Raw genomic sequence first — 24,455 nt, 5'->3', positions numbered from 1 at the left:
GACGTTAAATCAGGTAGTGGACACTCCAGCGTTGATCGGGACGTCCAACTCCGATACTTAAACTCCTGAAACAAATAGATATTGAGAACGCTCCGTGAGCACTGACCTAGTCACCCAGTACCTGCAGCAGATTGTCGACTTCATTGGCGCCAACCCGTCTTTGGCCGGGTTCATATGCTTTTTTGTTGCCATGGGCGAAGCGTTGTTCCTGGTGGGTCTGTTCTTTCCCAGCACGGTTGTCCTTGTTGGTGCCGGCACGCTGATTGGTCTCGGCAATCTGGAGTTTTGGCCGATCTTCATCTGGACCACAGCTGGCGCGATCGCGGGCGACGCGATTTCCTACTGGGTGGGCTATTGCTTCAAGGATCAACTGCGGCGTAATTGGCCGCTCAACAAGTATCCGCAAATGGTCCAACGAGGAGAGGACTTTTTTGCCCGCCACGGGGGCAAAAGCATTTTTATTGGCCGCTTTGTGCCCGGCGTAAAGTCTGTCGTGCCGGGCATTGCCGGAATGGCGGACATGAATTTCGCCCGCTTTTCGTTTTTCAATGTCATGTCGGCCTTCGCTTGGGCAGCCGTTCATCTTGTTCCCGGTGTCATGGCCGGTTCGGCGTTGTCGGCTCTGGGTGAAATCGACACGCGCATGTCCATCATTCTCGGTGCGCTGTGTCTGGCGGTTTTCATCGTCATCGTCGTCATTCGCTGGGTCATACTGATCATCCTGCCGATTTTTGGCGGCACGCATGGCATCATGATGCGTTGGTTTGCCCGCCGTCCAGACAGGTTCTCCCAGTGGATTGCGCGCACCTATGATCCTGACAATCCTCAGTCCGTGGGCATGCTGTTATCGGCGCTCCTGCTCCTGATCACACTGCCGGCATTTTTTTGGTTCACCCAAGCGATTGCACCGGAAAAAACCATGGCGCGCGCGGACCTGGCCATTCGCACGTTTTTGGAAGCCGCGCGCACCCCGAAGCTTGACCAACTCATGATCGGCTTTACCATGATGGGCGATGGCATTGTGACAACGTCTGTCGCGGTAGCGGTGGGGCTTTACCTGTACTCCCGAAAAGCCTGGCGACGCGCAACCGGCTTCATCATCGCGCTCAGCAGCTCTGCGCTTTTTGTTGTAATCATCAAGTCACTGGTGGGGCGCGACCGTCCGATTGATCTTTATTCCGGTGCCGATTCCTTTTCTTTCCCATCGGGCCACACCACCGTCACAGCGGTACTCATGGGCATTCTCGTTGTCCTGATCGCGCACGAGCGGAGCGGACGCTTCAAGGCCGCACTGTATTCGCTGGCAGCCGTCTATTCCATTTTTATGGGCTTTTCCCGAATTTATCTGGGCGCGCACTGGCTCTCCGACGTACTGGCCGGGCTGTTGTTCGGCGCGTGTCTGGTGGCAACCTTCGCCTTTGTCTTCGGCCACATTCACAATGAAAAGGTGGGGCGCGGGGCTCTTGCCGGGCTGAGCATGGCGGTGCTTGCAGCCGTTTCCACCTATCATGTCAGTTATGGGTTTGAAAACGCAGCACGCATGTACAAGCCACGTTCCACGATCACCATCATGGACTACAGCCAGTGGTATGCGTATGGGTGGCGCAATATTCCCGCAAAGCGGATCAATCTGGTCGGAGACTTTGAAGAGCCTTTGGCGCTGCAATGGTCAGGCACACCGCAGGAAATACAAGGCTTCCTTGAAAACAAGGGATGGCAGCCCGCCCCGAAATGGGATGTGAAATCCGCCACTGGTTACTTGAAAGGCGAAACTCCAGCGGGAGACTTGCCACCCGTGCCGCACACCAACGCAGGCCGTCTGCCTATCCTAACCATGATCTATCAAAGTGATGATGATCATCGTTATGTCTTCTGGCTTTGGGAAACCAAGTTCCAGCTGAAAGGCGATGGTGATGCCACAAGCCCGCTTTATGTCGGGGCGACACTGGAAGAACAAGCGGTTCGTCCCTTTGGTGAGTTCTCAGGCTTGAAAAGCGATGATGACAAACCCGCCGCGCTACATCCCTTTGCGGGGCTTGAAGGCGCTACCCTGAAAGTGCGCGTCAACGGGGAGAACGTTGTGCTGGCCGGACCCAAACCCTGAGCAAGCCTGGTTTGTTCAGCGTCAGGCTTGCAGTTTTTCGTCTTCGCTCACAGGCTCTGTCGGTGCACAGTAAAGACCATACAGCGTTTCCAGAACGGCAGCCACTTCATCGCTGGCAAGCGAGTAATAAATGGTCTGCGCGCTGCGCCGGGTCGTGACCAGTTCGGCAGCACGCATCTTGGCAAGGTGTTGGCTGAGTGCCGATTGGCTGAGCCCCACAGCCGTTGCCAGTTCACCCACCGCGCATTCGCCCTGCAACAAACGGCAGAGAACCATCAAGCGCTTGGTATGCGCCATTGACGAAAGTAGCCCGGCGGCTTGCTCTGCTTTGTGTTCCAGTTGTTCTATATCCATGTTCTGCACGGGCGTCTGCTCTTCCTTGATCCTTGCTGTTGTGTGAGGGCGACACGTTGGGCCCTGATAAACCTCAATCACACAAATATCTTGACTTTTGCTAGTTATCGAAACATCACAGCGGTGAAAAGGGTCTTGCGCGCTATTTATGGAATGGCACCATAGAACAATACCAAATACAAGACTATCCTACGTATGGGAGGTCCGATTGGTGATGCGCAACCCATGTGTTTCAATTCCTGATCGCATTATCCCCGCAGTTGAGGCGTGCATAAGGCACCGCCGGGCTGCCAAATGAAAGTACACAGTTTGAATTCTTTTGAAGGTCTTGGCTTGTCCAAGCCGCTCCTGCTGGCTTTGGAAAACAAAAACTACGGAGAACCTACTCCGATCCAGCGCCAAGCAATCCCGATTGTGCTTGAAGGCCATGATCTGCTCGGCCTCGCACAAACGGGCACTGGGAAAACCGCAGCGTTTTCGTTGCCTCTGATACAAAGGCTCAACGAAAGCCGGTTCCGCGCATCACCGCGCGGGGTTCGTTCTCTTGTGTTGGCCCCGACCCGCGAACTTGCAGACCAGATCACCACCGCCATGAAAGGCTATGCCGGGCGCCTGCCCATGAACATTGCCTGCGTGGTGGGCGGCGTGCCCATGCAGCGGCAGATTCGAGACCTGCAACGGGGGCTAGATGTGCTCGTAGCGACACCCGGCCGGTTGATGGACTTGCATCGCCGAAATGCGGTGCATTTTGATGACCTTGAAATCTTCGTCCTTGATGAGGCAGATCAGATGATGGACATGGGCTTTATCCATGTCCTGAAGGAACTGGCGGCCCTGTTGCCGGAGAAGCGGCAATCCCTTTTCTTCTCCGCTACCATGCCGAAAGAAATCGCGGCATTGGCAGATGCGTTCCTGACCGATCCGCAAGAAGTCAGCGTCGCGCCTCCGGCGACCACGGTGGAGACCGTGGATCAAAAGGTTGCGCATCTGGAAGAGACGAAGAAAGGCGCGTTGTTGCTGGAGTTGTTGGCTCCCAAGGAGGTTTCACGGGTAATCGTTTTCACCCGAACCAAGCATCGGGCCAACAAGGTAGCCAGGTTCTTGACTGCCAATGAAGTCTATGCCGAGGCGATCCATGGCAACAAGAGTCAGAACCAGCGCCAGAAAACGATGGATGCGTTCAAGCGCGGCAAGCTGAAGGTGCTGGTGGCCACAGATATCGCCGCGCGCGGTATTGATGTTTCCGACGTCAGCGTTGTGGTGAACTATGACATGCCGAACGTGGACGACAACTACGTGCACCGCATTGGACGTACGGCGCGAGCCGGAAAGGAAGGACGGGCCGTTTCCTTTGTCATCCCTGAAGAACGAGGGATCTTGAAGAGCATCGAGCGCCTGACCCGTCAAGACATTGCGGTTCTGGATGGATACGAGTTTTTCCCGTCCACGGCAGAACCCAAATCGCTGCGCAAGGGCCGTGCAGCGGTGTCCGGTCGTGGCAAAGGCCCTTCGCGCAGTGCCCCAAAAGGGCGCCCGAGTGCCGCCAGAAAACAACAACCAGGCGCAAAAGCTCCGGCAGAAGCCAAGACAAATCGGCGGCGAGGGCCCAAGCAGGCGAGCCAGTCGCCACAGGCGCTGGCAACCGGTGCCAAGACTGGCGGCAAGCCAACCGCTAACACGCCCAAGGCGCAAAAAGCGCAGCCCAAGGCTGCAACCGCCAAGCGTAAAACACCACGGCCAGCTGGCAAGCCGACTCCGGCAGCCGCAGGCAAAGTGGGTTATCTGAAGCGCAAGTAGGCGCACGAACGGAATTGAGAAATGATGGGTTCGCGGTATAGCCGAGATTGGCCGTGATGTTGGAGCATCGTTTTCAACCACCGCGAAACTCCACCACCTTGGTGGTGGTTTTCTCGCACGCCCGGATCCCAAGCGGCAAGTTCGGATTGGAACGACTGTTCGCTGGTACGCAACATGCCTGCCTGTTTGTCAATCATGTGGGAAGTGGCTGGTACCTGGATCAAGAGGCGGCCATTGATCGGCTGATCGATACCGCACAGCATGACGTCAAACCCTCGCGCCTGATTTACTATGGTGCCTCAATGGGTGCCTATGGCGCCTTGATCACCGGCCTGCGCCGGCAGGATGGTGAAATCTATGCCTTCGGGCCCGAGCTTGATATTGGGGGGCCGGGAACTCAAAGTTTGGAGGCTCTGGGGCAGCGCCCTCATCAGGCACCGGATGTCACCCGGTTATTGGCGCAGGACCTGCCATTTCGAACTCATGTGTTTTTTGGGCTATACGATTGGGTGGATGCATATGGCTATGACATGATTAGGCGCTTGCCGCCACATGAGCACCTGAACGTTTATGGCCTCAAATCCCCACATTCCAGTCACGACCATCTCTATACAATCAATATAGTTAGGCGGATAATAAAATCCTTCAATCGAGATATTGAATTGATTTTAAAAGAGAAAAACATTTCATGCGAGATGGGTCGCAGCGATCTCGAAATGTTTGTGCAACTGGGCCAATCCCTCCAGGATCCAACTTTATTACCCGGCAAAATTAAAGAGAACTCGCAGGAAAAGCTAGCCTATCGCCACCCGGGTCACGCCCTTCTATGGGCTGAAGCGAAGGCCCGTATCGGAACCTTCGAGAGCGCACTGGCTGTATTGGACTATTGGCAACAGCTCTTTGGAACAGACACGGAATTGCGCAGCTGCCCGAAGCGGTGGCGAAAATCCTTTCCACTGCTGGAAATCGACATACTGCGGCGCGCAGACCGCTTGGACGACGCCGTGCAATCTTTGAACGCGCTTGTTGCCCGCTATCCAGTTTGTGAGAGGGTGCGGGAAACGGCGGCAGCTCTCTCGGTCAGTCTCAGCTAAGATCTACAGGCTTGCGTCTCGCCTTAAGGTGCCTAGGATGGTTGCGTTCGCGTTTGTTCATTCCCTGCCTGTCACATTGAGTTGAGTGCCATGACCACCGCACAAGCCCCCTACAAACTCTATTATTGGCCAGTTCCGTTCAGGGGACATTTCATCCGTTTTGTCCTTGCCTATCTGGAGATCACATGGGAGGAAGAAACGGACCCCGACACGATCGCGGAACTGAAAATGTTGCCCTGCCCAGAGCAACCAGTGCCTTTTATGGCACCGCCACTGCTGTGCGACCGGGAACACAATTTCCATGTGAACCAACTTCAAGCCATCATGGGCTATCTGGGCCGCAAACACGGTCTGATGCCGGATGATCCCGTTTTGGCGGCGCTTACAGACAAGGTTCTGGGAGATTGCGGGGATGTTCTTGAAGAACTGACCTGCAACTGCGGTGAGGCAATGTGGAGCCCCGTGGGATGGGCTGACTTTAGCGGGAAACGCCTGCCACGCTGGATGCAGATTTTCGAAGAACTGGGTAGGCGACACGGCCTGAGCAAAAACGCCGGCACGTTACTGGGCACTCCGTCGCTGAGCCTTGCGGACTTGGCGACAGCTGCTCTTTGGCATCCAATGTGCGAAACACTACCCGGGTTTTCGGACTTGCTGCAACAAGAGGCTCCTCTGATTTCCGCATTGACCCAACGTGTCGTTCAAATCCCCCAGATTGAGGGGCTTTTGCAACAACAACACACCCGCCTTGGTAAGGTGTACTGTGGCGGAGAAATTGAAAAATCCATCCGTCTCATGCTCGATACGGAAGGTTTAAAGTGCAACCCGCAAGGCGGTAGCTAATGGCTGTGCCACCTTCTTCCAATCGCATACGACTGGAAGATCCGTTGGAAGATGGGCGTCAGTCCGCTCAGGCGCTGGCCATTCAGCGCGGAACCATGCGGCACTTGCGACGGCTTGGTCTGGCTGTGGTGTCCGAGCTGACGCTGGCGTCCGGGCGACGGGCCGACCTTGTCGGCCTGACCCCGCAGGGCGAAATATGGATTGTGGAGATCAAATCCTCCCTTGCCGATTTTCGTAGCGACATGAAATGGCCAGACTATCGAAGCTTTTGTGATCGGCTGTTTTTTGCCAGTTCATCTAGTGTGCCAATGGACATCTTCCCTGCGGATGCGGGGTTCATTCTGGCAGATGATTACGGAGCCGAAATCATACGTGAGGCGCCAATTGACAAGATGGCCGCGGCCAGACGGAAAGCTGTCACTATTCGCTTTGCGCAAGCAGCAGCGCACCGACTACATAAAATTCTTGATCCGGATTGTGATCCAACCTTCTGAAAGCTCGGCTTAAGTCTCATCTGCAGCCACCTTGCCCCGGCGGAAACCATAGGCCACACTTGAACGGTGACCAGAACGGCTTGCGAGGCGTGCCGGTCACATCGGGAGGAGGACCTATGAATTTCGATTACGTTATTGTTGGCGGCGGTTCCGCCGGCAGCGTCTTGGCTGCGCGACTATCCGAAGATCCTGATGTCACGGTGTGCCTTTTGGAGGCAGGAGGGCAGGGAAACTCCATTCTGGTGCGCGCGCCGCTCGGCATAATCGCCATGGTGCCGGGCAAGCCACTTGCGATTAACAACTGGGCTTTCATGACCGAGCCGCAGGTCAACCTGAATAATCGGCGCTTGTTTCAACCCCGCGGCAAGGCATTGGGAGGGTCCAGTGCAATCAACGCCATGCTGTATGTACGAGGTCAGCCTGAAGACTATGACGGTTGGGCGGAGGATGGCTGTCCCGGTTGGAGTTTTGCCGATGTGTTGCCCTATTTTCTCGGCTCGGAAAAAAACGAGCGAGGCGCGGATGAATGGCATGGCGACTCTGGGCCGCTGCATGTCGCCAACCAGCGCAGCCCTCGTGCCATCTCACAGGCTTATATTGACGCCTGCACAGCCCATCAAATCCCCGCGACGCTGGACTTCAACGGCCCTCAACAAGAGGGAGTGAGCCTCTATCAGGTCACGCAGTTTCATGATGACGCGAAGCGCGGCGAGCGCTGTTCCGCTGCAGCAGCGTATCTGCATCCGGTTCGTGACCGACCCAACCTTCATATCGTCACTGGCGCACAGGCCCAGCGCGTTCCTTTTGAAGAAAAGCGCGCAATCGGTGTCGAGTACAAGCAGGGACGCAAAACAAAAACTGTTTCGGCAAAACGCGAGGTGCTGTTAAGCGCGGGCGCCTTCCAGTCGCCGCACCTGCTCATGTTGTCCGGCATCGGCAACGGACCTGAACTGCAGGAACACGGTATCGACGTAAGGCATCATCTACCAGGTGTGGGAAAGAACCTTCAAGACCACCTCGACTATACCGTGAGCTATAAATCCAAAAGCCTTGATCTGGTCGGGCTAGGGGTACGACCAGTCCTCCGCTTGCTTGGTGAAATGCGACGCTGGCGCAAGGACGGCAGTGGCATGATCGCAACGCCGGCAGCAGAAGGTGGCGCCTTTTTCAAGTCACGCCCGGACGTGGAACGCCCGGATCTGCAACATCATTTTGTTGTCTCCATCGTCGACGAACATGCGCGCCGGCTGCACTATGGCACCGGATTTGGCTGTCACGTCTGCTTGTTGCGTCCAAAATCACGCGGGGAAGTTGGCCTGAACAGCAACGATCCACTGGCTCCACCCCGGATTGATCCCAATTACCTGTCCGAGCCTGAAGATTTGGACACACTGGTGTCAGGGCTTCGCAAAACCTTGGACATACTGGAGGATCCCGCTTTTGAACCGTACCGACACCGGCCATTGCGCTCCATAGAACGCACGGACGAGGGGTTGCGAGCGGAAATCAGGGCCCGCGCAGAAACGATCTATCACCCCGTTGGCACCTGCCGCATGGGGCAAGGTGAAATGTCGGTTGTGGGTCCAGACCTGAAGGTGCATGGGATTACCGGGCTACGGGTCGTTGACGCCTCCATCATGCCACACCTGATTTCAGGCAATACCAATGCGCCCACCATCATGATCGCCGAAAAGGCGGCGGACATGATACGCGCCCGCCCCGCAGCGGCCCTTGACCGTGCCCCGACCGAGGTCATAACCGAACACAGCGCCTAATCTTGAGACAAACGGTTTGCGATCCGCGCCACCAATTGTTCGGCCACGGCCTCCTTGCCCATCTTGGGCCAGTCCTCAACACCGTCTGCTGTCACAATGCGGACGGTGTTTTCGGTTCCGCCCATCACATTATTCTCCGGGCTAACGTCATTGGCCACAATCCAGTCAGCGCCTTTGCGCTTCAACTTGCCCTGTGCGTTCTCAATCAGGTCATGCGTTTCGGCTGCAAATCCGATGACAAGGCGTGGACGCAATCGCGTATGATTTCCGACCCCCGCCAGAATATCCGGGTTCTCCACGAACTGGAGCGCCGGCACCTTGCCTGATCCATCCTTCTTGATTTTCTTGGCCGCATCCGATGCCACACGCCAATCCGCTACTGCCGCGGCCATGATCGCCACATCACATGGTAGAGATTGTTCAACAGCCGCCTGCATTTCCCGCGCGCTCTCAACGCGAACCACCTTGACGCCCTTTGGATCCGGGATCGAGACTGGACCTGATACCAGCGTCACATCCGCGCCAGCTTGTGCAGCCGCCGCCGCTATGGCGTGTCCCTGACGCCCAGAGGACCGGTTGGCAATGTAGCGCACCGGATCAATCGCTTCATGGGTCGGGCCGGACGTGATGACGATCCGCTTTCCCTTCAGGGGCGCTTCACTGGGGGTGAAGTGCGCAACAATCGCATCGGCGATTTCCAATGGTTCCGACATACGACCGTAACCCGCTTCGCCTTTTTCGGCCATTTCCCCAGCATTCGGGCCCACTGTCAAAATCCCATCAGCTTTCAAAACCTTCAGATTTCGTTGAGTGGCTTGATGAGACCACATGCGCGAGTTCATGGCGGGTGCCAAAAGCACTGGCTTGTCCGTTGCAAGCAAAACGCAGGACGCCAGATCATCGGCGTGGCCACCTGCCATTTTGGCCATGATATTGGCAGTCGCCGGAGCCACAACGATCAGATCTGCTTCACGAGACAGGCGAATGTGCCCCACATCGTGCTCTGCCTCCCGGTCGAACAGATCCGTAAACACTTTGCCACCTGTCAGCGCCCCGACGGAAAGCGGTGTAATGAATTGCTGCGCCCCTTCCGTCATCACGGCGCGTACCGTAGCCCCGCGCTCCTGAAGCCGCCGGATCAGATCCAGTGACTTGTAACAGGCGATCCCGCCCGTGATGATCAAAAGAATGCGTTTACCCGAAAGCATCAAGCCGCTCCCTGCCTCTTGTAGACCTACTGGGCATATTCCTAGCGGTATTTCCCCGGGAATGCACTCAAGAGTTCAACGGACCTGAACAAAAAACCCCGCCAGCACAAAGCCGACGGGGCGATTTTTAAACACGCTGTGCTGGCACGGTCTAGAACTGCGGCGCGAAAGACCTTGGCGCAGCGGCCACCGGTTCGGCCTTGCCTTGACTGGTGACGGCATAGACCGCCAAACCGCGCTCGCTCATGCCCGCGGAGGTAAAGCGGAACACACCATCAATGCCCAAGAAGCCGTCCTTGTTGGTCAGCACACGATCTGTGAACCGATCCGGACCGGCGGAGCGAACCAGACCTGCAGCCAGAATCGTCGCGTCATATGCCAAAGATGCGTTGCGCGCAGGCGGCTGCCCGAAAGCGGAGGTATAGCGCTGACTGAACTGGTCGAAACTGCGGTTGTCAGGCCCGGGGAACCAGCTACCTACCATCACCGGCGACTGCAACACCTCGGGTGTGTTCCACTGACCACTGCCGATCAGCTTGAGTTCGCCGATATTGGCAGCGTTTTCGGTGAGTACCTGCATGGCAAACGGGGGCACACCGCCTCCCTCGGGGATGAACAGTGTATCAACCTGACCAATAGACCGGCCAAGGTTGGTCACCTTGCTGCGAATATCACTGGCATCGCCTGGCTTGTAGCGCTCAACCATCACAATGCGCCCGTTGGTGCGACCGACGGCTTGGCGGAATGTGGCCTCTGCAACAGCTCCGTAGGAGTTATTGGGCAGCAACGCGGCAAAGGAGCGCCGTTCCTGATTGGCCGCATAGGAAACGATCCGGTTCACGTCGGATTCCGGGAGGTAGCTCAACAAGTAGGTCCCGTTGCCCGCCACGCTGGTATCACTTGAAAAGCCAACAACGGGGATCCCGGAGCTGCGGGCCACAGAGCTTGCGCCCTCAACGGCTTGTGCAAACACGGGACCGAGGATCAATTCTGCGCCTTCTGCAATGGCTGCACTGGCTGCGGCCTGACCGCCTTCAAAAGTCCCGCCGGTATCCTTGACCAGAAGCTGGATATCCGCCCCCTGAAAATCATTCAGCGCCATCTGAGCCGAGTTCTTGAACAAGGTTGCCACGGAACCGGCTGTTTGCCCGTCGCCAGACATCGGCAACAACAATCCGACACGGACTGCACCGGAGCCGATGACTTCACCACTGACTTGTGGCGGCGTATCGGCCTCGAACGGTGAGGTCGACGGCCCGTAAACATTCGAGTAGTTGGGGCCCGCCATACACCCTGCCAAGACCGCGGTAATCCCCAAACCAACGACTTGCAGAGTTCTTTTCAAGAAATGACCCCGAGACGCGTTTTGCAAAGCGCTCATAAAATCCCCATTTATTCCTCTGGCCCGTTGCCCGTAACCGACCAAATCCACTCTTGATTTTTGCAGAAGATAAGACGCAATTACAGCTTCAGCTACACACAAATCGGGTCTTTTTTGCGAAACTCGGCATTTTGTGCCTCTATGAAATCGTGAAATTCCCTTTTGTCCGCGCGCTATCCCAGCTGAACTGTGCAAAACTCAACAAAGGACAGACACTCTCCATGGACTCCAGAGAACGCCCTGCAACCAGAAGCTTTTCCATTGGAGAAAACAGCTTTAATGCGAAATCTTTAGCCAGCGGTCTTTATATCGTCTCTACGCCAATTGGCAATCTGGGTGACATTACGGTGCGCGCACTGGAGACCCTGGCGGCCTGTGACTTCGTGGCCTGCGAAGACACGCGCGTAACCGGTGTCCTGATGCAGCGCTTTGGACTGAAAACGACGCTCATAACTTACCATGAGCACAACGCAGCCAAGCAGCGCCCCAAAATCATGGAGGCTTTGGAAACGGGCAAGGCCGTTGCTTTGGTCTCCGACGCCGGTACGCCGCTCGTGTCCGATCCAGGATATCGGCTCGTGAATGATGTTGTGGATGCAGGCTACCCCGTGATCCCCATTCCCGGGGCATCGGCCTTGCTCACGGGACTGGTGGGATCTGGCTTGCCGTCCGATACGGTTTGCTTTGCCGGCTTTCTGCCGCACAAAGCCGGCGCCCGGCAGAAGCGCTTGGCCGAACTGAAGGACATGCCCGCAACCCTGGTGCTTTATGAAAGCCCGCACCGGCTTTCAGCATGCCTTCAGGATATGGCGGCCATCCTTGGGCCAGATCGTCCGGCAGTGGTGGCCCGAGAACTGACCAAGAAATTCGAGACCTTCGAACGGGGGAGCCTCCAAGACCTTGTGGAGCGATATTCCGGAGATCGCCCGAAAGGTGAAATTGTGATCCTAATTGGTCCGCCGATTGCAAAGGAACCGGATGAGGCCGATACGGATGCATTGCTACGAACGGCATTGGAAACCATGCCGGTCAGCGGGGCGGCAAAGACCGTAGCCAAGGCCACCGGACAGGATCGAAAGGCACTGTATACGCGGGCCATGGAGCTGAAGAACAATGGTGTCAATCACACCGAAAACCTCAAGGGCGACAACGGGGAGACGTGAAAGCCGGCAAAAGGCCGAGCGGCGTGGCTTGCGGGCGGAAACTCTGGCGTGTTGGCTGTTGCGGCTCAAGGGATATCGCATTTTGACACGCCGGTTCAAAACGCGACAAGGAGAGATCGATATTGTTGCCCAGCGCGGGGCGCGATTGGCTTTTGTCGAGGTCAAGGCACGTCAAACCCCGCGTGCGGCCTTGGAGGCCCTCACCCCGCGTACCCAGCGGCGCATCGAAAACGCCGCCCGACAATGGACATCGCGCGCGCAGCCTACCGCCGATCTGACCTATTGTTTTGATGCCATACTTGTATGTCCGTGGTGCTGGCCGTGCCATGTCACCAACGCCTTTGCACCGCAGGCGCACTGGTAAAACAACTTTGTGAAGCCAAGGTTATGGACAAACGCGCCCCGCAATCGCATATCTTGCGTAACTCAACTTCCAGCCTGATCCGAGAAGACCCCCAACAGGCGGTTTTCCGTGAACAAGGAGCTCTCCATGGCCCTTAAAGTTGCCGTTCAGATGGACCACATCTCGTCCATCAACATTGCAGGCGACAGCGCATTCGCCCTTATGCTTGAAGCCCAAAAACGCGGCCACACTCTTTTCCACTACACTCCTGACCGTCTGGCCCTTTGGGGCGAGAAGGTCATGTGTGCAGTGGAGCCGGTTACGGTTCGTGATGAAGCGGGCAACCATTTCAGCTTTGGCGAAACGCAACGTGTTGACCTTTCCGACATGGATGTGGTGCTGATGCGGCAAGATCCGCCATTTGATCTGGCCTATATCGCAGCTACCCACATTCTGGAGAAGATTCATCCCGATACACTTGTGGTGAATAACCCGGTATCCGTACGCAATGCTCCTGAAAAGCTGTTCGTGACACAGTTTTCCGACCTGATGCCACCCACACTCATCACCCATGATCGCGGCGAGATCGATGCCTTTCGCGCCGAGTACGGCGATATTGTCATGAAGCCGCTGTTCGGACATGGCGGCGCCGCAGTATTCCGGGTAACAAAGGACGATCTGAACTACGGATCGCTCTACGATTTCTTTGCATCAACATTCCGCGAACCTTGGGTCATTCAGCAGTTCCTGCCCAATGTCAAACATGGCGACAAACGTATTCTGCTGGTGGACGGGGAGTTTGCCGGTGCCGTGAACCGCGTCCCCGCTGAAGGTGACTTGCGGTCCAACATGGTGCGCGGCGGAGCCCCCACCGACAGTGATCTTACTGAACGAGAGCGTGAAATCTGCGCCCGCCTAGGGCCAGTTCTGAAGGAACAAGAGCTGTTTCTGGTCGGTATCGACGTGATTGACGGGCGTCTTACCGAAATCAACGTCACCGCCCCAACCGGCATTCGTGCCATCGCAAAGCTCGGTGGGCCCGATGTGGCCGCGATGGTTTGGGATGCGCTGGAAGCGCGCTGCTCCTCTTAGATCTGGGTGGAGAAAAACGAGGAGCCGCGCAGCATCTCTGCGCAGTTCCCGCGATTTTCGGGACTAAGTTCTGTGAATGTTCATTGGTTCTTTTACCAGCTAGCCTATCCCGGCAAGTGCATGGTGGGGAGCCGGGTGAATGTTCTCGAGAGTAGCAACGGTTGCCTTTCAGGGCATCAATGCCGTTGATGTGGATGTGCAGGTTCAAATCGGGCCGGGCACGGTCAGCTTTACATTGGTCGGGTTGCCCGACAAAGCGGTTGCGGAAAGCCGGGAGCGTGTGCGCTCGGCCCTTGTTGCCTCGGGACTTGCTTTGCCGGCAAAGCGAGTAACGGTCAATCTGGCACCGGCGGACTTGCCCAAGGAAGGGTCACATTTTGACCTCCCCATCGCGCTGGGCCTCATGGTGGCGATGGGCGCGCTCCCCTCAGATGTTTTGACAGACTATATCGTGCTGGGCGAGTTGTCGCTGGATGGCACCGTTGCGCCTGTGAACGGGGTCTTGCCTGCCGCCATGGCAGCCAATGCGGAAGGCAAAGGGCTCATCTGCCCGGCAGCAAGTGGCTCGGAAGCCGCTTGGGCCAGTGGCGACATGAAAATTCTCGCCCCCACCTCTTTGATCCAGCTTGCCAACCATTTCAAAGGCACCCAAGTGCTCAGCGCTCCGGTCGCGAAAATGGCACCGGCACCGGCTAACCAAACGGATCTGGCCGACATTCGCGGTCAGGAAACAGCCAAACGCGCGTTGGAGATTGCAGCAGCGGGCGGTCACAACCTCCTCATGGTTGGGCCTCCTGGGTCGGGCAAATCCATGCTGGCCAGCCGCTTGCCTGCCTTGTTACCCCCTTTGGAGCCGCGCGAACTGCTTGAAGTGTCGATGATCGCGTCAATTGCCGGAGAACTGAAAGAAGGGTGTCTGAGTGACCGGCGTCCGTTTCGGGCCCCACATCACTCCGCCTCAATGGCAGCCCTTGTTGGTGGCGGCATGCGGGCGCGGCCGGGGGAAATCTCACTTGCTCACCAAGGCGTGCTGTTTCTCGACGAACTGCCTGAGTTCCAACCTCAAGTGCTGGACAGTTTGCGGCAGCCCATTGAAAACGGCGAGGCGGTTATCGTGCGCGCCAACCACCGCATTACCTACCCGTCCAAGGTTCAATTGATCGCAGCCATGAACCCCTGTCGGTGCGGGCATTTTGGGGAACCGGGCCATCAGTGCAAACGGGGAGACCGATGCGCCTCTGACTATCAGGCACGGGTTTCCGGCCCGTTTCTGGACAGAATTGACCTGCAAATCGAGGTACCTGCCGTGTCCGCACTGGATCTCATCGGGCACAAAACTGCGGAAACCACGGCTCAGGTCGCCCAGCGCGTCGCCGTTGCTCGCGATCGTCAGAAGCACCGCTACAAAAAGCTGGGCCTTCCTTTCAACGTCAATGCCCATGCGCCACCACGCACGATAGAAGAGGTTGTTGCGCTGGATGGAAAGGCTGAAGCTCTCATGGCGGACGCCGCAGCCAAGTTGGCCTTGTCCGCACGCGGGTTTCACAGGGTGCTCAAACTGGCACGAACCTTGGCGGATCTGACAGGGGAAGACCATGTGGGTCACCCTCACGTGGCAGAAGCTTTGAGCTATCGCCGGAACCGTCTCATGTCCGAAGCGGCTTGAAACACTGTTTTTACGGTTTCTCGATAAGAAGACAGGCATGATCTGTTCGCCGCGTATTCTGTCAGAGACTTGATGTCATGCTTCCAAGCCCCTCCAGTTCCTCCACCTCTCGCACCGCTTCGAGTGATGAGGGGGCAGCTGAGCCGCATCCGACCACCGTACCGGGACCAACACGGTTGTTGCGCATTCTGGCATTGGCTGCGGGTATTCTGGGTCTTGGCGTGTCCTTCCTTATCGCGCGCCAGAGCTTTCCATTGGTTCTGCTGGCGCCTTGTGTGGCGTTCTTGTCCGGCGCTGTCGTATTTCGCCGGTTCCCGGCTGCTGACGAGATGAGCACCTACTGGAGCCGAAAAGAGGCCGCCAGTGCCGTTGAGGAAACGCCGGAGACACTTGCCGGCGCGCTGAAAGAAGCCAACAAACAGCACCAGACGGTTCTTGATGCGCTGGGCGCAATTGTCATCAAGCGCGCCGGGTCAGGAGAGGTGTTATATGTCAACGAAGCGGCTGAACGGGCGTTTCACCCTGAAGATGTTCCCCGACTGGGCGCCCCGCTGAGCCTGCCTCGCCTGGATGGAGTTGAGGCACAAGAGGCTCCTCGGCAGGATCCGGCGGCGGAAATCCTGCTTGAAACTCGCCATGGCCCGCGTTGGTTTTCGATTCTGGAACTGAAGGTTTCCGACAGTGAAGGCGGGGAACCCATTTTGCAGACCATATTGCGCGATGTGACCTACCGCCGGCAAGCCGAGGACAAACTGCGGGAAAACCTGACGCAAGCTGCCAGCGCCAACGAAGCCAAGTCCCGCTTCATGGCAACCGTAAGTCACGAAATCCGCACCCCGCTCAACGGCATTCTAGGGATGGCTGGCTTGCTGCGTGACACACCATTGAGTGCAGAACAAAGGACCTATGTGGAGGCGGTGCGCACCTCAGGTGAAGCCTTGCTGGTGTTGATCGACGAGGTTCTGGACTACTCGAAGATTGAAGCAGACAAACTGGAACTCAGGCCCAAAGCCACCAGCATAGATAATCTGGTTGAGGGCATAGTTGAACTCCTGGCCCCGAAAGCGCACGCCAAGGGCTTGCAGATTGGCAGTTTCGTGGACCGTGACCTACCGCACCTATTGGAAATCGATGAGGCGCGGGTGCGCCAGATCCTTCTCAATCTGGCGGGCAATGGCATCAAGTTTACTGAAACCGGCGGCGTCAGCATCTTGGCCGAGTTGGGCTCAGCTCCCTCTCAGGGCGCACCGGAAACCGTGACCCTGCGCCTTTCCGTTGTGGACACCGGCCCGGGGTTTACCGCCCAGCAGGCGCACCGGATTTTCAATGAGTTCGAGCAGCTTGATGATGGCCGCACCCGGAAATACGGCGGAACGGGATTGGGGCTTTCGATCTCGAAACGGCTGGCCGAAATGATGGGCGGCCGTATTTCCGCCTGTGGCAAGCCCGGCGCCGGTGCGGCGTTCACGGTGGACTTGCCTGTGACTGTAAGCCCAGCGCCTGCAGCGGGCAATGGCCCTGATCTGACTGAACTGCAAGTTGCAATTCTGGCGCAAGGCGCAACAGAAGCCCCTCTGATCGCCCGCCGATTGCGCCAACAAGGTGCCTCTGTCACCCTTTGTAGCGCTGACGATCCGGACCCTGCCAGCCTGGAAGCTGGTTTGGATCTTCTGTTTTTGTGCGAGGGAGCCGTATCCGATACCGCAGCATGGCTCGCCAGAGCCCGAGCCCACCTGCCCACCACAAAGCTCGTTGTTCTTGTCGCACCAGGGGAACGGGAAAAGCTCCCCTACTTGCGCGAACAAGGCAGTCACGCATATTTGGTCCGGCCGGTTCGCACCTCGTCACTACTTACAGTTGTTGACAAACTGCGGCGTGATGAAGCGCTTGATGCCCTTGCGGAAAATATCGATCCTTATCACGCAGGTGCGACATCACATCGAGAACTCGGAGGTCGGTCCCTTAAGTTTCTCGTGGCTGAAGACAACGAAATCAACCGACTGCTGACCGGCACCTTGCTGAAGAAAATGGGCCATGAGGCACATTTCGTCGGCAATGGGGAAGAAGCGGTTTCTGAAGCTCTTTCAGGTGCTTATGATGCGGTACTGATGGATCTGCACATGCCGGGCATCGATGGCTTGGCAGCGCTTCAGCAAATCCGCACATCTGATCTGCCGAACGCGCTCACTCTCCCCATCATCGTACTGACCGCCGACGTCATGCCCGAAGCACGCGCAACGGCGCTGGACGCGGGGGCCAGCGGGTTTATCACCAAACCACTTGATCCTGCAGATCTGGCGAACATACTGGATCAGGTTTATTAAGCGCCTAAGTGAAACTATGTTTTTTATGTTACACTTAGCGATAAAGGAGTGCTTTCAGCCACCAGCGTGCCGGAAAACCCACCTGCGGATGGGGGCCGAAAACTTGGGAGTAAGAGAGCCTTATGTCATGCTATTGTATGATTAGACGGATACGGCACTCTTAAAGGTTGGGGCTGGAAACGATCCATGCGCAAGAATAGCAAACCAACGGCACACACTGCTGCCGTCCTGAGGTGCTTGCTGCGTTTTGGATGATTGTCTTGGGAGACGCGGGTTAGATGAACGGATCTGGGCTGTTTTCGCCAAAGAACATTGTCAGGAAATTTGCGCCGTTAAAGCCACAGGGCTTTGGCGCCGGCCGCTGGGGACCCATGCCGCTAAGGCCACGGACCGGGGCCAGCGACGCGCAGACACTGGGCCGTGTAGGGCCCTTGGAAGTCCGCAAAGCTCTGAACTGGAAAGAAATCAAACACTCTCAGCGCCTGCGCTATCACGTGTTTTATGAGGAAATGTCGGCCATTGCCGACGCGCAGACCTTGTTCACCAGGCGGGACAAGGACGCGTATGATGCGATCTGCGACCACCTTTTGGTGCTTGACCACGATACGCTGGTAAAGACCAAACCCTTCACCAAGCCCCAGCCCAAGATTGTCGGCACCTATCGCATGCTGCGCCAGGATGTAGCGGACATGCATGGCGGCTTCTACACAGCGGGCGAGTACGACATTCAGCCATTGCTGGAGAACCATTCACACGCGCAGTTCATGGAGCTGGGGCGCTCTTGTGTGCTCAAACCCTATCGCAACAAGAAAACGGTTGAGCTTTTGTGGCACGGCATCTGGTCCTATGTGCTCATGCACAACGTTGATGTGATGATTGGGTGCGCCTCCATGGAAGGGACGGATCCGGATCTTCTGGCGGAACAGCTGTCGTTCCTGCACCACTTTGCGCAGGCCCCGAAAGAATGGCGTGTCAGTGCCCTGCCGGATATGTATGTGGACATGAACCGCATTCCGAAGGACAAGGTGGACCAAAGAGCCGCTCTGCGGGCACTGCCCCCGCTCATCAAGGGCTATTTGCGCCTTGGCGCCTACATTGGCGATGGCGCCGTGGTTGACCACCAATTTGGCACCACGGATGTCCTGATCATCATGCCCGTATCGGCCTTGAACGCCCGCTACGTTAACTATTACGGTGCCGACGCCAGCCGATACGCCAGTTGATCGTAGCCGCGATTTTTCGCATTTGCACAGTGGAATGCCTCGGATAAGGAAAAACCGAGGCACTAGTTTAACGCAGCTTTAAACCCCCTGATTTAGCGTTGGTTAACCATCATAGATGACCGCTGATCAGGGATAGCTGCGCCTCATGACACAACGCCGTAAAGGACCTAGACGGGTTGAGCCGACACTCGGCGCGGCAGGTACGGCGCGCCCGCGCAGTGCGAAGGGTAAACCTGCCCCTAAAGCACCGCAGCAGGGCAGACCATCCCGAGCAGCCCCCCCACAGCAACCCGGAACGGGTGGCCCTCAGCCTGTCCGGCGCGGGTCCCCGCCGCCCGGCACCATGCCCAAAGGAGCCGCCCCCAAAAGAGGGAAAGCCACACGGCCGCCTGCACCGCCACGCCCGTCTCGCAAAGCCAAGCAACAAACCTTGTCTGCGCTGGACGCGGCAACACGCGGACCAAGAGGCCCTAAACGGCCCGCGAAACCAAGCTTTTTGTGGCGGAGCGCGAAATTCGTTTCTTATTGGAGTGTGGTAGCCGGCATTTGGGGCATCCTGGTCGTCGCAGGCATTCTGGCCTACTACGCAGCCCATTTGCCACCGGCTTCGGAATGGGCGGTGCCCTCCCGTCCACCCAACGTCCAGATTGTCGCTGCAGATGGCAGCCTCATTGGCAATCGCGGGGATACGGGCGGGGAAGCGATACGGCTGGAGCAACTGCCCCCGTTCATTCCCGAGGCCGTCATTGCCATTGAAGACCGGCGCTTTTATTCTCATTTCGGAATCGATCCGATTGGCCTTTTGCGCGCGGCCTACACCAACTATCGCAGCGGACATACCGTGCAGGGCGGCTCAACACTCACGCAGCAGCTCGCCAAAAACCTGTTCCTGAATCCCGAACGCACCATCCAGCGCAAGATGCAGGAGGTGGTGATGGCCCTGTGGCTTGAGGCCAACTACAGCAAGGACGAGATCCTTGAGATGTACTTGAACCGGGTTTATCTGGGCGCGGGGGCGTATGGGGTTGATGCGGCCGCACGTCGGTATTTCGGCAAGTCGGCGCGGCTTGTAAACCTGTCCGAGGCGGCCACTCTGGCTGGCCTTCTCAAGGCGCCGTCACGCCTTGCGCCAACGCGCAACCCGGCGCTGGCCGAACAGCGGGCTCAGATCGTCATCGCCGCCATGCATGATGCAGGCTTCATTACGGCCACACAGGCAAAGAACGCTCTGATGGACGGCATCGAAGTCGCCGGCTCCTTCAACCGCGGTAGCGAGAATTATGTAGCGGACTATGTGATGGAACTGCTGCCCAGCTTCATCGGCTCGGTTGATCAGGACATCATTGTTGACACGACAATCGACATGAATGTGCAGCGCGCTGCCGAAAACGCGCTACGCAATGCCCTTTTGTATGGTGACAAGGATTACGGGGCGGAGCAGGGCGCCGTTGTCACCCTGAATCGAAACGGGGCCATTCGCGCTTTGGTGGGCGGTGTCGATTATCGGGAAAGCCAGTACAACAGGGCCGTGTACGCCAATCGGCAGCCGGGTTCTGCCTTCAAGCCGTTTGTCTATCTGGCCGCGCTGGAACATGGATACCGACCCGAAACCATCGTCAAGGATCGCCCCATCCGGATCCGGGGCTGGTCACCAAAAAACTACAACAACCGCTATTATGGTGATGTCACCCTCACAAAGGCTCTGGCAAAATCCATGAACTCGGTGGCCGTTCAACTGGCGCAGAAAGTGGGGCCGGGCAATGTGGTGCGCACGGCTCGCCGACTGGGCATTACCTCGGCGCTTACCACCAATCTGTCTCTTTCACTCGGCACTTCGGAGGTCACACCGCTGGAAATCGCGGCAGCCTATGTGCCGTTTTCCAATGGAGGATTTGGAATTGTGCCGCATATCGTGCGACAAATCCGAACCGAAGACGGCAAGGTCCTCTATTCACGGCGCGGCGATGGCACTGGACGTGTGATCGCAGGCGACAAGGTTGGACAGATCAATCTGATGATGGCCAACACCATGGAGATTGGTACGGGTCGGAAATCCGCGCTGGAAAACCGCCCTTCAGGGGGGAAAACCGGCACGACTCAAAGTTCTCGTGATGCTTGGTTTATTGGCTATACGGCCTATCTGACAACGGCGGTTTGGGTGGGAAATGATGATAATTCACCCACCAACAAGGTTACGGGCGGCACTGTGCCAGCCCATATCTGGCATGAAACGATGGAAATCGCACATAACGGCGTTCCGATTGCACCGCTACCCGGCGTTCCGCTTTATCTGAATACGCCGCAACCAATGGCGCGCCCGGATGACAGCCACAGGCCTGTCTTGCCACCAAGTTCCGTCGGTCAAACCGCGGGCCCCATACCGGCGCGAAGCGGCCCGATGAACCTCTTGGAACGGATCTTCGGCGGTGGGTGATGCTAGCCAACTGCATGTAGCTGGGCACCATGGGCTTTGAGCCATTTTTGCGCCTGCCGTGTATGAGGAGCCAAATCAAAGCAAACCTGCCAAAACCGCTCGGAATGGTCCATGTGCACCAGATGGGCCACTTCGTGAGCTGCGACATAGTCAAGAATTTCCGGTGGCGCCAGCACGAGGCGCCATGAGAAGGACAGGCGTCCATTGGAAGCGCAGGAGCCCCACCGAGATCGTGTATCTCGTATGGAAATGGCAGCAACCTTCCGATCCACTCGCCCAGCATGACGCGCAACCGCGCATTCAAGATCCTTGCGGGCTTCATCCTTGAAGAATTTCAAAAGCTTGCGAGGCACGGCCTGCGGTTCACCCGGCACCACCAGAACCGGATCCGGTCCGTCGTGCCGGACCTCCACCAACCCGCGCAAACGCCCCGCGGACTCAATAAAATGGCGCTGGCCACGAAAAGGCACATGTGAGCCGGGAACGAGATCGGCTCGCGGTGTCCGGCTGGCCAATCGTTCTTCAATCCAACCGGATTGTTTTTGAACGAATTTCTGCGCTGTTGCCAACGTGCCGCCCTTGGGAACGGTCAAAACTGGACTATCGCTTTCCAACGGCAAGCGCAGAATGTATTTCTTGGCTCTGGCATTACGGCGCAGCCTGACAGATACCTGTCGTTCGGCAAGCGCGAGAGTAATGCTGTCCGGCAAGGGTTTTCGATCACGGATAATGGCAACACCTCAGGCAAGCAGCGTGAAAGCCAAACGTTACGGCGGGTACGCCTTCCTCGCCACAAAATAGCAGGCACACGAAAAAAGGGGCACATCATGCACCCCTTTCGCAAAGTCACTCACAGGTTTTATTTGAGGCTACGCCGTACTTCCGGAGGCATCTCCCGCCGGACGTCCGCCCCGGGCCGCCATGAAGCGATCAAATTCTTCCTTGTCCCGTGCCCGGCGCAGTTCCTTCATGTAGTTATCGAAGTCGTTACGCATGGCATCCAGTTTGCGCCGCTCCTCTTCCAAGCGCTTCAGTTCGGCTTCGCGGTACTCATCAAACGCCACGTTTCCTGTGGGTGCATAACCAGACATCGTATTAACAGCGTCCTTCAACGGGCCTTGGCGCCAAGTATCCTTGGCCTGCCGTTTGAAATCATCGAACTTGTCGCCCCACAAGATGTAAGCAAGCATTGCCAAACCAAGGGGCCAGAACACAACAAATCCAAGCACCATCAATGCAATGGTTGCCGGCGTCCACGCTGGACGAATTACTCCTTGATGGGTCATCCAAATTCTCCTTAGAACTCGTACTTCTTTGAGATGGTCTGACCTCTACGTAATTTCAAGCCAGTTCTATTGGGGGTCGGCCGCATATTTTCAGCCCATCCCCCAATAGTCCTTAGAAATTAACAAGTTGCGTTTACGCCGGTTCAAGCGTCTTTTTCTGCTGTGAGGGCCTTCGCCTGCTCGATCCAGCTTGAAAGATCCTGACCAGTGCGCCCGCCCATTCTAACGGCCAGGTCGTCGGCCTGTTCGTCAGTAAGGGTCGCAATCTGCCACAAGTGGAAAATTCCGGCCTTGTTCAACTCCTGTTCGCGCTTGGGACCGACCCCTGCCAACTGCTTGAGATCGTCCACCGCATCATCCGCATCGTCCAGAGGGATCGGCTTTGTTGTCGCTTGAGCCTGTGTGGCTGACTTTTGTCGGGTATCGACACCATTGGCCGGCACCGGCTGCTTGCGGGCTGCCTGCACAGGCGTCACCCCCAAGGATGGATGAGATCGGATGAAGTCCACGATCCGCGGTGCAATCTCGGAGCGATAGCGCGAGCCGTTAAACACGCCATAGTGCCCAACGCCCGGCTGCACGTAGTGGGCGCGCTTGTCTTGCGACAGGTTTCTGGCCAACTTGTGTGCTGCCTGAGTTTGTCCAACGCCGGAAATATCATCCTTTTCGCCTTCAACAGTAAACAGGGCCGTGCGCGTGATGAAAGATGGGTCTACCGGATGCCCATGGTGTGTCAGTTCTCCCTTGGGCAGGGCATGCTCAATGAACACTTTTTCGACGGTTTGCAGATAAAACTCGGCGGTCAGATCCATGACGGCCAGATATTCATCGTAAAACTCGCGATGCTTTTCCGCGCTGTCGCCGTCCCCCTCCACCAGATGCTGGAAGAAATCACGGTGCGCGACCATGTGGCGGTCGAGATTCATGCCCATAAAGCCCGAAAGCTGCAGGAAACCGGGGTAAACCTGTCTCATGAAGCCTTTGTGCGGAAACGGAACGTCCATGATGACATGACGCTTGAACCAATCGATCCCTTTTTTGGTCGCAAGTTCATTTACCGCAGTCGGAGCTTCACGGGTGTCGATTGGCCCGCCCATCAAGGTCATGGTTGCCGGAGCAAAAGGGCTTTTTTCCTCTTCCATGCGCGCCACAGCCGCCAGAACCGGCACGGACGGCTGGCACACGGCCAAAACGTGGGTATCCGGCCCCAGGAACTCCAACATCTCTATGACGTAGTCCATATAGTCATCGAGATCGAATTTTCCTTCCGATACCGGTACTTGGCGGGCGTCTTCCCAGTCTGTGATGAAGACTTCAAGATCGGGCAGCAATGCTTCCACCGTGCCGCGCAACAGCGTGGCGAAGTGGCCAGACATCGGGGCGACAATCAACAGTTTGGGATCATCCTGCCGGTTTTCAGGAAGGGCACGTTTGAAATGCAACAAGTCGCAAAACGTCTTGCGCCACACGACTTCTTCGAAGACATCGACCCGTTGACCAGACACCAGCGTGGAGTCCAGACCAAACTCCGGCTTGCCATAACGACGGGTTACACGTTCCACCAATTCGCAAGACGCCGCCATTGTCCGGCCTACTTGTGTATGGGTCAGCGGATTCATGGGATTTTGAAAATAGATCTTGGTCGCGTCCACTGCGGCCCGAACAGGGGACAATATCGCGTGGTTGAGTTCGTAGAGCTGATAGAACATCACCAAATTCCTCCGGTTGGTTCCGTTGTTCTTGTTGTACGCAGGCAACGCAAGGTACGGACCAACAAATATTGCAGTGCAGCATTCTACGGTAAATGACGTAGAGAATGCAATATATACGCATGTGTACGGATAGGCTAAAGGTGACGATTACGGAATTTCAAG

Annotated in this window: 19 protein-coding genes; 13 read left to right on the top strand and 6 right to left on the bottom strand. The window is 56.9% G+C overall.

Annotated features, from left to right (window positions below; genetic code table 11):
* The first annotated feature begins 94 nt into the window (after positions 1–94).
* Complete coding sequence (locus G512_RS0103200) at positions 95–2,104, top strand: bifunctional DedA family/phosphatase PAP2 family protein (RefSeq protein WP_028480451.1); 2,010 nt, start codon at positions 95–97, stop codon at positions 2,102–2,104.
* A gap of 21 nt (positions 2,105–2,125) precedes the next feature.
* On the opposite strand, the gene G512_RS0103195 is transcribed toward G512_RS0103200, so the two are convergent.
* On the bottom strand, positions 2,126–2,458 hold the full coding sequence (locus G512_RS0103195) for an ArsR/SmtB family transcription factor (RefSeq protein WP_178378247.1): 333 nt from the start codon (positions 2,456–2,458) through the stop codon (positions 2,126–2,128).
* Between the two features lie 294 nt (positions 2,459–2,752).
* Here G512_RS0103195 and G512_RS19865 point away from each other — a divergent pair, with 294 nt between their 5' ends.
* The 5 genes from G512_RS19865 to G512_RS19855 all read left to right on the top strand — a co-directional run bounded on the left by G512_RS19865 (position 2,753) and on the right by G512_RS19855 (position 8,461).
* Positions 2,753–4,255, top strand: coding sequence for a DEAD/DEAH box helicase (locus G512_RS19865; RefSeq protein WP_073833105.1), 1,503 nt, complete (start codon positions 2,753–2,755; stop codon positions 4,253–4,255).
* Positions 4,256–4,311: 56 nt separating this feature from the next.
* Positions 4,312–5,349 carry an alpha/beta hydrolase family protein gene (locus tag G512_RS0103185; protein WP_073833140.1) on the top strand — a complete coding sequence of 346 codons (1,038 nt, stop codon included), beginning with the start codon at positions 4,312–4,314 and terminating at the stop codon, positions 5,347–5,349.
* 90 nt (positions 5,350–5,439) lie between these two features.
* Positions 5,440–6,192 carry a glutathione S-transferase gene (locus G512_RS19860; protein WP_051268838.1) on the top strand — a complete coding sequence of 251 codons (753 nt, stop codon included), beginning with the start codon at positions 5,440–5,442 and terminating at the stop codon, positions 6,190–6,192.
* Positions 6,192–6,686, top strand: a complete 495-nt coding sequence (locus G512_RS0103175) for an MmcB family DNA repair protein (RefSeq protein ID WP_028480447.1) — start codon at positions 6,192–6,194, stop codon at positions 6,684–6,686. Before G512_RS19860 ends, G512_RS0103175 begins: the two co-directional genes overlap by 1 nt.
* A gap of 116 nt (positions 6,687–6,802) precedes the next feature.
* Entirely contained in the window at positions 6,803–8,461 is a 1,659-nt protein-coding gene (locus tag G512_RS19855; protein ID WP_051268836.1) for a GMC family oxidoreductase, read from the top strand.
* Here the strand turns inward: G512_RS19855 and coaBC are convergent.
* Together coaBC and G512_RS0103160 are read right to left on the bottom strand one after the other, a co-directional pair.
* The gene (gene coaBC / locus G512_RS0103165; RefSeq protein WP_028480446.1) at positions 8,458–9,669 is read right to left on the bottom strand and encodes a bifunctional phosphopantothenoylcysteine decarboxylase/phosphopantothenate--cysteine ligase CoaBC; all 1,212 of its coding nucleotides are present in this window, start codon (positions 9,667–9,669) and stop codon (positions 8,458–8,460) included. The genes G512_RS19855 and coaBC overlap by 4 nt on opposite strands.
* Positions 9,670–9,820: 151 nt before the next feature.
* A complete protein-coding gene (locus G512_RS0103160; RefSeq protein WP_228130469.1) occupies positions 9,821–11,014 on the bottom strand; it encodes a penicillin-binding protein activator in 1,194 nt (397 codons plus the stop codon).
* 257 nt (positions 11,015–11,271) lie between these two features.
* Here G512_RS0103160 and rsmI point away from each other — a divergent pair, with 257 nt between their 5' ends.
* The 7 genes from rsmI (at position 11,272) to G512_RS19835 (ending at position 21,295) form a co-directional block, all read left to right on the top strand.
* Positions 11,272–12,213, top strand: coding sequence for a 16S rRNA (cytidine(1402)-2'-O)-methyltransferase (rsmI, locus tag G512_RS19850; RefSeq protein ID WP_036488522.1), 942 nt, complete (start codon positions 11,272–11,274; stop codon positions 12,211–12,213).
* Positions 12,164–12,577 carry a YraN family protein gene (locus tag G512_RS19845; RefSeq protein WP_051268834.1) on the top strand — a complete coding sequence of 138 codons (414 nt, stop codon included), beginning with the start codon at positions 12,164–12,166 and terminating at the stop codon, positions 12,575–12,577. Before rsmI ends, G512_RS19845 begins: the two co-directional genes overlap by 50 nt.
* Before the next feature lie 126 nt (positions 12,578–12,703).
* Positions 12,704–13,648 (top strand): glutathione synthase, encoded by a 945-nt coding sequence (gene gshB, locus G512_RS0103145; protein ID WP_028480444.1) that lies wholly within the window; start codon positions 12,704–12,706, stop codon positions 13,646–13,648.
* Between the two features lie 139 nt (positions 13,649–13,787).
* On the top strand, positions 13,788–15,314 hold the full coding sequence (locus tag G512_RS0103140; RefSeq protein WP_028480443.1) for a YifB family Mg chelatase-like AAA ATPase: 1,527 nt from the start codon (positions 13,788–13,790) through the stop codon (positions 15,312–15,314).
* Positions 15,315–15,391: 77 nt separating this feature from the next.
* The gene (locus G512_RS19840; RefSeq protein ID WP_051268832.1) at positions 15,392–17,638 is read left to right on the top strand and encodes a PAS domain-containing hybrid sensor histidine kinase/response regulator; all 2,247 of its coding nucleotides are present in this window, start codon (positions 15,392–15,394) and stop codon (positions 17,636–17,638) included.
* Between the two features lie 371 nt (positions 17,639–18,009).
* Positions 18,010–18,861 (top strand): GNAT family N-acetyltransferase, encoded by an 852-nt coding sequence (locus G512_RS0103130; RefSeq protein WP_228130473.1) that lies wholly within the window; start codon positions 18,010–18,012, stop codon positions 18,859–18,861.
* A gap of 532 nt (positions 18,862–19,393) precedes the next feature.
* Positions 19,394–21,295 carry a transglycosylase domain-containing protein gene (locus tag G512_RS19835; RefSeq protein WP_208974923.1) on the top strand — a complete coding sequence of 634 codons (1,902 nt, stop codon included), beginning with the start codon at positions 19,394–19,396 and terminating at the stop codon, positions 21,293–21,295.
* Positions 21,296–21,297: 2 nt separating this feature from the next.
* Here the strand turns inward: G512_RS19835 and G512_RS0103120 are convergent, their stop codons facing one another.
* The 3 genes from G512_RS0103120 to phaZ form a co-directional block, all read right to left on the bottom strand.
* Positions 21,298–22,005, bottom strand: a complete 708-nt coding sequence (locus G512_RS0103120; protein ID WP_208974922.1) for a M48 family metallopeptidase — start codon at positions 22,003–22,005, stop codon at positions 21,298–21,300.
* A gap of 159 nt (positions 22,006–22,164) precedes the next feature.
* Positions 22,165–22,581, bottom strand: a complete 417-nt coding sequence (locus G512_RS0103115; protein ID WP_028480440.1) for a DUF2852 domain-containing protein — start codon at positions 22,579–22,581, stop codon at positions 22,165–22,167.
* Positions 22,582–22,724: 143 nt separating this feature from the next.
* A complete protein-coding gene (phaZ, locus tag G512_RS0103110; protein ID WP_036488353.1) occupies positions 22,725–24,290 on the bottom strand; it encodes a polyhydroxyalkanoate depolymerase in 1,566 nt (521 codons plus the stop codon).
* Between the last annotated feature and the right edge of the window lie 165 nt (positions 24,291–24,455).

The organism is Pseudovibrio exalbescens DSM 16456 (genome assembly GCF_000422785.1).
Lineage (GTDB): Bacteria > Pseudomonadota > Alphaproteobacteria > Rhizobiales > Stappiaceae > Pseudovibrio > Pseudovibrio exalbescens.
This window is presented reverse-complemented; position numbering and strand designations above follow the sequence as displayed.